The sequence below is a fragment of the Dolichospermum sp. LEGE 00240 genome (assembly GCF_015207875.1).
Classification (GTDB): Bacteria; Cyanobacteriota; Cyanobacteriia; order Cyanobacteriales; family Nostocaceae; genus Dolichospermum; species Dolichospermum gracile.
On the sequence record NZ_JADEVZ010000063.1, the window covers coordinates 20,325 to 28,687 of the forward strand.

The window sequence follows — 8,363 nt, forward strand, 5'->3', positions numbered from 1 at the left end:
CTAAATAGCTGTCAATCTTAATTTATTGAGGAGTGAACATGAGTAATATTATTTTTCGTAAAACTTGTTTAGCCTTACCAAGTCTTGCCGCTTTGGTAGTTTTAGGTAACGGACTTTCCGTAAATGCTCAGACAGTCGAAGCAGAAACAATTGTCATCCCCTCCAACCAAACATCAATATCCACCGTTGCTACAGAAGAAATAGCCAGTCGGACAATCACACCCGTACCAGGAACTGTAGAAACTTCATCAGTTATGCTCAATTCTGGCTCTACACAAGTTACCGAAAAAACAGAACCATCCAATCAAATAGCACAAAGTCCAATTGGTATAGGTAGAGCCACTCGTGGTGGTAGTAGCTATATCGGTGTTGGTCTCAACGTTGGTGCATCCGGTAGCTTTTCAGCTTTGAGTGATGGTAATTTCACTGTTATCAGTAAAATTGGTCTGACCAAAACCTTATCAGTTAGACCATCAGTAATATTAGGAACAGATACAACATTTCTTGCTCCTATTACTTACGACTTTGCTTTTAAATCACCAGATCCATTTACAGAACCTTTACCCATAGCCCCTTACGTTGGCTTAGGTGCAGCCATTAAAACAGGTGATCAATCTAATACTGAAGCTGCTTTGCTAGTCACTGGTGGGATAGACGTACCTCTCAATAGCAGATTAACCGCCACAGCCGCTGTAAATGCTGGATTTTTCAATAAAACTGATGTGGGAATTTTATTAGGAGTCGGTTATAACTTTACTGGTTTTTAGAAGCGAGTAGGGGCGCAGGGCCTGCGCCCTTTCTCAGGAGTCAGGAGTTCAGAAAGAAGAAAGAAGAAAGAAGAAAGAATAGGGAAATTTCTCCCCCTGCCCCTACTTAGGACTAACCTTATCAATCACCTTGATTTTGCCATCATCGCCCACAGTCCAGACATCATAAGTACCAATGACATCACCATTAGCGTCAACATCTACATCACCGCTTGCGCCTTGGTAATTAATTTGTTTGCCTGCTTTAAGTAGCTTCAATCCTTCACAAACATCACTAACTGGTGTACCACTACCAGCAGAAACTTCCCGAATTTTACTAGAAATACCAACCCCTGTATTGTCCTTAGCGGCTTGGGCTGCTAATACCAACAATGCCGCAGCATCCCAAGCTTGAGGTGCGTATTCTCCGGGAGAACCGCCCTTTTTCTCTTGCCAAAGTTTATTAAAGTTTTCTAAACCTTTACCACTAGAACCGGGAACTGTACCAATTACCCCTGATAAAATATACTTGCCATCACTACCTTTACCAACTTGGTCAGGGAAAGTAGGAGATTTTACGCCATCTGTGAGTAAAATTTGTACTCCCTTGGTGACACCTTGCTGATAAGCAGCTTTGAGAAATAAACTCCCTGTTTCCGCATATAATACCCCTAAAACCGCATCTGGTTTCCCAGCAAAAGCCGCAGTTGCTTCTGTATCAAAGGTTTGGGCTTTGGGATCATAGCGCACAGGCTTATCTTTATTAATTACTGTTCCGCCTAATTTTTCAAAAGTTTCCGCAAATGCTTTTTCAAAACCCACACCATAGTCATTGTTAATAACTACTGTGGAAACTCTTTTAAAACCTTTTTTCTTAGCAAGTTGGGCTAAAGCTAATGCTTGGTAGGTATCAGGGGGAGCAGTCCGCGCCCAAAAGCCTTGAAAGTCACCTTTTTTAGCTTTGTCGGTAAATACGGGACTGGTGCTACCAGGAGAAATCAGCATGACTTTATTGGGTACAGCCACAGAAACCGCTGCAGTGGAAACGCTACTAGCAAAAGAACCAACCACGCCACCAACTTTATCTAAAGTTGCTAATTTGGTCATTCCCGCAGCGCCGGCTTTAGGGTCTGTTTGGTCGTCTACTTGTACTAAAGTGACTTTTTCACCGTTAACACCTCCACAAGTGTTAACTGTGTCTACTAATAAGGGAACTGAACCAACCATTTGTTGTCCAATGGAAGCTAAGTCACCTGTTGTGGGTAATAAACTACCAATTTTCAATCCTTTGGTATCACTGGTTGTAGTGGTAGCGGTTGGGGAAGTGGTAATACTTCCAGTAGATGATGGGGGATTGGGATTTTCGCAAGCGGCTAATAAGAAACCACTAGCTATGGTAGCTATACTCAAGGCTAGGGAAACACGAATTTTTGCCATAGGAAATAGAAAGATTAATCACACTTCTGAGATATTCACAAAGCCTAATACAGATACATCCGCATTAAGTCTTTCAATCGTAAATCACTTTCGCAGGATTACACCACAGAAAACTGTCTCTAGCTAATATTCTTGTCATTTTTCTGACCCCGGCTACGTCTCGCGATCGTATGGATTTCTAGTCCTTGTCTAATTTGTGATCATCTGGAAAAGGAAGGACAGGTAGGCGATCGCCTCGCAATGATTCTTCACTGACTTCACCCAGGCTGATTAATGCCTCGCTTGTAGCTTTTTGAGCGATAACTAGGATCAGCATAGACACTGTACCAACTTGTAAAAGACAAGACAGAGAAATTGTGAATGGAATCAAATTTAATCCAGATTCGGAAAATGACTGTTGGGTTACGGATAGCATTGTAATTCTTAGTAATTAGTACACAAGTAAAATAGGCAAAAAAGTCAATTTTCAGTTCAGGAGCGAGAATTCATCAAAGTGCAACAACGTCAGAGCCATGCCTAGGGTATATTACATCAATGTTAACAACAGAAAGACCTAGCAGGAAACATCACCAAAGGTTAAAAGTATTCTTATGCCTGATAATACCGCACAATATCAGGTGAGTTCGACATAACGATAATTTGTGGAAAACTCACCCCACCTAGAAGTCTCAAGCCCTTATGATCTCGTTGAAAAAATCATAACTCCTAACTCCGAACTCACGTAATATCAGTCATCTTTTATGTTAGGACTTACAGAAGGTACTGACTCCTGACTGGGTGCAGGGCGCTCCTACTCCTGACTCGGTGAATTCTTCCATAGCACCATCTTTGTCAATTTTGCAAGCTGCGAAGGTAACAAAATTATTGAAAAAAAATGGCAAAATGTGATAATTCTATGATTCTAGTTGACAAGTACAGCCAAAATTCCCCTATACAATCTTGCTGTTAAACACTGCCCATGAAAACAGTATTACCTGATGATCGTCAAAATTCCTTAGTGCAATGGGTAAGCCAAGCAACGGGTATAAATACTTTCGGGGTAAAAGTCCGATTGCTAGGTAATGACCTCCATATTCTCTGTGAAAACGCTGAATGTCCACAACGCTGGCAAACCTTGTCGGAGTTACTACAAGCACTACAGCAAACTGATGTAGATACCCTCATCAATGACGAACAACCGTCAATATACCAAGTATTAATTTATGGTCGCAAAAAAGGGGAACACCGTCCTGAATGGTGTCATCGGGTGTATTTGAATCAACTGGAACGACATTTAGAACAGGTAGAACAGGCACTATTAGCACAGACAGAAACGCCTATAATCCCCGGTGGCTCGTTGATTATCTCTAATGAAAGTTTGGCACGTCAAGGCGATGGAGATGCCATTGCTCGTTATTTAAGTGAACATCTCAGTCATTTAGGTATAGCAATACAGGTAAAAATTAAACCCTGTCCGGCGAAAGATAACTCTCCGATTGTTGCTAATCGTCTTTGGGTATTTTGTCAGTCTAGCTATAGCCCTGATCCATCATTATTGGCAGAAACGGTAGCCCAAAAGCTGAGACATTTGCAGCTTGTTGGTTATCAAGATGCCATTATTGTTGCCCAAGTTCGAGGGGAACTTGAGCCAGATTGGCGGGTAAGAGTAGATTTGACACCGCCAGAGGTGATGTTAAAAGAATGGGCGCGGTGGGGAGATGTGCAAGCGATCGCTAGAATATTAACTGAAGAATTATTAGGCTTCAAAATAGCATTGCAAACTTCCCTCAAAGAATCTACCTTACACATCTTCTGTACCCCGGCTTTTGACCCCTTAGAAACCGCAGCCGCACCCGATAAAACAATCGTACTACAAGCCATTGTTCCCCTACTCGAAAGTATTGCTCCTCAAGCCATTATCTCAGCCGCCATATACGGACAAAAAACCACAGACAAACAACCAACTTGGATAGATTGGGTATCTTTACCAGCATCTGAGCATCCATTCCTACTTACATCTGCCCTGGAGCTTGCCCGTACAGGTGATCAACCAGCCATCATTTTTTTACTAGAGCGACTACTGAATCCCAACCTAGATTGGCGATTGAAAACCGGTGGTATCCGGGTACTACTAATTTGCAAAGAAGATTTATTACACATAATGTGTGATGCTCCCGTTTGTCCTACACGCCATCAGGTTTCTAGTAAAGTGACTCAATTTATCCGCCAACTGAAAATTTTTGGTATTACTGGTGTCCGTGTTTATGGTCGTCGTGCTGGTGATAAAGAACCCCTATGGCATCATGGAGTTGATCTAGAAGAACGTTCTCGATCAGTTCCCGAAGCAACACCAGAATTTGCCGCTACATCAGAGTATGTAAGTTCCCTAATGATAGATGAAACTAGTGAAGAAATTTTGCGTCCCGATTTAACCAATGAAAAAGTCAAAATTTTTATCAAGGAAACAGCAAAAAATTGGGTGCTAAATACCAATAAATTAATCAGAAATTTACTTTTAAACAGTCAACTATTTACACAATCTAATCAGGAAATAGACGAAAATCCTGATAATCAAGGAATTGGCAGCGGGATGATTTGGTTAGCATTAGGATTACTTCTCACCTTGCAAAGTGATTTTATGTTAGGCTACGTTGTCGCACATACTGTTAAAAATTTACCGAAAAACACCAATAATATTAGTTCTCCTTTATCCTCAAAAGCACAAGCATCTTCACTATCACCAAATAATCAGAAAACATCATTTTTAAATCAAACAGGAACAACAGAATCACTGAATAATGATTCATCCGCTTTTAATGCTTCTGGATTTATTAATGATGACAATGCTCAATCGGGAAATTTGCCAGCCGGACAATTAAAAGAAAAAGCCACTTCTACAGCTATTTTATTAGCAGCTAGATCACAAATGCCTAGTTTTAATGCTAGGCAATTAGATGAACAATTAGCTCTATATAAACAGCGGTTAGCCACAAAGAAACGTCCCCCAGATGTCTTAATTGTTGGTTCTTCTCGCGCCCTGAGAGGAGTTGATCCTGTAGCCCTTTCTAAAGCTTTAGCCTCTCAAAATCATAGCAATATTGATATATTTAACTTTGGCATTAATGGAGCAACAGCCCAAGTCGTTGATGTCCTCATCCGTCAGATTTTAGAACCCCAAGAACTACCAAAGGTAATTTTATGGGCAGATGGTTCTCGTGCCTTTAATAATGGGAGAGAAGATATTACTTTCAATACAATTGAAACCTCACCAGGATACAAACAAATATTACAGGAATCTCCAACAAAAGTCAAAACTAATCAAGGTAATAAGAACCCAGAAGATCCAACAGAGAAAGTTAGTAATAAACCTAAAACAGAAGATACTAATATCTATCAAACCACTAACGATTGGTTAAATCAGTCTGTAGCTAATTTATCTGCTAGTTATAAAAACCGTGATCAAATTAAAATTCTTCTCCAAAAACAACTTCAATATCTACCTTTTAGCTATCAACATTCCCCAGTTAAATTAAAAGTCCATATCACCCATGATTCAGAAATAGACAATAATTCTTCTCTCCCAGGAGTTGATTTTGATGGATTCTTACCTTTATCTATTCGCTATAATCCCACCACCTACTATCAACAACATCCCAAAGTTTCCGGAGATTACGATAATGATTATAAATCTTTCCAATTAGTAGGTAAACAAGATCAGGCATTCCATTCCATGCTAGAGTTTACAAAAAATAATAATATCTCTCTCATCTTTGTGAATATGCCTCTGACTGCAGATTATTTAGATCCTGTACGCACCAAATATGAGCAACAGTTTCAAGAGTATTTATTAACCTTTACTAACTATCCTCAGTTTATCTATCGTGATTTAAGTCAGCTATGGCCAACAGCAAATGATTACTTTTCAGATCCCAGTCATCTCAATCGTTATGGTGCTTATGAAGTATCCAAGAAACTAGCTATAGATCCAATGATTAGCTGGCCAACAAAATGATTAAATAAGGAATAGGGAATGGATGATAAAATATTCTTTATCCTCACTCCTAACTTCATGACAAATTCAAAATTATCAATTAATCAACAATGAAATTTATATCAATTTTTTATGGGCTATTTCTATTGAGTGTTTTAGGCATCTACTGGACTGTTAATCTAGCAAACATCAGATTATGGATACTGTTAATAGCCAGTCTTGTATTTTACGCATCTTTGCATATTCAATATTTACCATTACTTTTAACACTAACTTTTATCAACTTCCGTCTGGGTTTAGAGATTGGTAGTAATACTTCACCAGGAAAGCATTCTCAAAACTCGAATTTATCTAATGAAGAATGGCAATTTGCTCAAGCTGACTGGAATCAGCGCCGTCTTAAAATATTGTGGATTGGCATAGGTTTTAATGTTTTTATTCTTTTAGGTTTTAAATACATCAATCATTTTCTAAATTTAGCTTTTAATCAGTCAACAAGTTCACCAGAATCATTAATTAAGTTGATTGCACCTCTAGGAATTTCTTTCTTTACCTTTGAATGTATTGCTTATTTAATAGATATTTATCGTGGTACTCCTGCTGCTACTAAATTTATCCAGTTTGCCACATATAAATTATTTTTTGCTAAACTAATTTCTGGACCAATTACTCGTTACCATAATTTAGCAATTCAATTTGATACTCTCAGATTTCCCAGCATTGATAGAGTTGCTGAAGGAATGTGGTTAATTGCTAGAGGTGCAGTTAAAAAAGGTATCCTTGCTGATAATTTGGGTATATTTGTAGATTTATGTTTTGGTAACTTACAAAGGGCAGGTAGTACAGATTTGTGGTTAGCTACCTTTGCTTATGGCTTACAGTTATATTTAGATTTCAATGGTTATGTTGATATTGCTCGTGGTAGTGCTTTACTATTTGGGTTGGTTTTACCGGAAAACTTTGATTTTCCTTACTTCAGTACCAGTATTGCTGATTTTTGGCGACGCTGGCACATTACATTAGGTGATTGGCTACGTAATTATCTCTACTTTCCTTTAGGTGGCTCTAGACGCGGATTAATACGTAATTGCGTAAATCTATTGATAGTTATGTTATTAGCTGGTATTTGGCACGGTTCAGCTTGGGGCTTTATTGTTTGGGGTGTACTGCATGGTATCGCTTTAGTAGTGCATCGTCTCACAGTTGTACTCAGCGATCGCTTGACAATTCTTAATTCATTTTGGCAAAATCCACTAGGAGTTATTTTTGCTTGGCTTTTAACACAAATCATGGTTTTCACATCTTGGATTTGGTTTCGTCTCCCCAACCCCCAAGATTCGACTTTAGTGATCAAAAACCTTTGGGGTCATGTCGGTGATCAACAATTTGCGGAAAAAGTCTATGTAGAAGCATTAAATATAAGTCAGTACCAACTCTCTTATTTGTTGGTAGTCATAGCTTTACTAATGTTTATAACTTATGTTTTTAAGCGAGGCATGAAACTAGAATTTAGCTGGCCAATTAAAATTGTCTTTGTTCCCCTATGTTTTTATGCAGTTTGGTTACTAGCTCCTGAGGGTAGTTTACCTTATATATACTTTGATTTTTAGAGGTGAATTTTCTGCTGCAATTCCTGTAAATCTCATTACATTAGGAAAACATATAACTGATATAACTAATACTAATTTTAATTATCTTTACAAATTTAAACTTATCCTCTAATGTTGTATTCAGGTAGGCAAAACAACCTACCAACATCATAAGAAAATAAAGCAATCATAAAATGACAACTACCTTACAACAGCGCGAAAGTGCTAATGTGTGGGATCGCTTCTGCGGTTGGATCACCAGCACAGACAACCGTTTGTATATCGGTTGGTTCGGTGTATTAATGATCCCCACCCTCCTATCTGCGATCGCTTGCTTCGTAATCGCATTCATCGCCGCTCCCCCAGTTGACATTGACGGTATCCGCGAACCAGTTGCAGGTTCTTTGCTCTACGGAAACAACATCATTTCCGGTGCAGTAGTTCCTTCCTCCAACGCTATCGGTTTACACTTCTACCCCATTTGGGAAGCTGCTTCCTTAGATGAGTGGTTGTACAACGGTGGTCCTTACCAGTTGGTAGTATTCCACTTCTTGATCGGCGTATTCTGCTACCTCGGTCGTGAATGGGAACTTTCTTACCGCTTAGGTATGCGCCCTTGGA

5 protein-coding genes and 1 pseudogene are annotated in these 8,363 nt (G+C 39.2%); 4 read left to right on the plus strand and 2 right to left on the minus strand.

From position 1 onward, the window contains the following. Positions 1–38 precede the first annotated feature (38 nt). Entirely contained in the window at positions 39–767 is a 729-nt protein-coding gene (locus tag IQ226_RS18515; RefSeq protein WP_193897733.1) for a hypothetical protein, read from the plus strand. Between the two features lie 102 nt (positions 768–869). On the opposite strand, the gene IQ226_RS18520 is transcribed toward IQ226_RS18515, so the two are convergent. Both IQ226_RS18520 and IQ226_RS18525 read right to left on the minus strand, forming a co-directional pair. Further along, positions 870–2,183, minus strand: a complete 1,314-nt coding sequence (locus IQ226_RS18520) for an ABC transporter substrate-binding protein (protein ID WP_193897735.1) — start codon at positions 2,181–2,183, stop codon at positions 870–872. A gap of 178 nt (positions 2,184–2,361) precedes the next feature. Then, positions 2,362–2,598 carry a hypothetical protein gene (locus tag IQ226_RS18525; protein ID WP_193897738.1) on the minus strand — a complete coding sequence of 79 codons (237 nt, stop codon included), beginning with the start codon at positions 2,596–2,598 and terminating at the stop codon, positions 2,362–2,364. 543 nt (positions 2,599–3,141) lie between these two features. Between IQ226_RS18525 and IQ226_RS18530 the strand changes: the two genes are divergently transcribed. From IQ226_RS18530 to IQ226_RS18540, 3 genes and pseudogenes are all read left to right on the plus strand, one after another. Further along, positions 3,142–6,174: a DUF1574 domain-containing protein gene (locus IQ226_RS18530; RefSeq protein WP_193897740.1), complete on the plus strand. Its 3,033-nt coding sequence runs from the start codon at positions 3,142–3,144 to the stop codon at positions 6,172–6,174. Positions 6,175–6,263: 89 nt separating this feature from the next. Beyond that, positions 6,264–7,763, plus strand: a complete 1,500-nt coding sequence (locus IQ226_RS18535; RefSeq protein WP_193897742.1) for an MBOAT family protein — start codon at positions 6,264–6,266, stop codon at positions 7,761–7,763. A 173-nt stretch (positions 7,764–7,936) separates the two neighbouring features. Then, positions 7,937–8,363, plus strand: a pseudogene (locus tag IQ226_RS18540) (photosystem II q(b) protein); the annotation flags it as partial.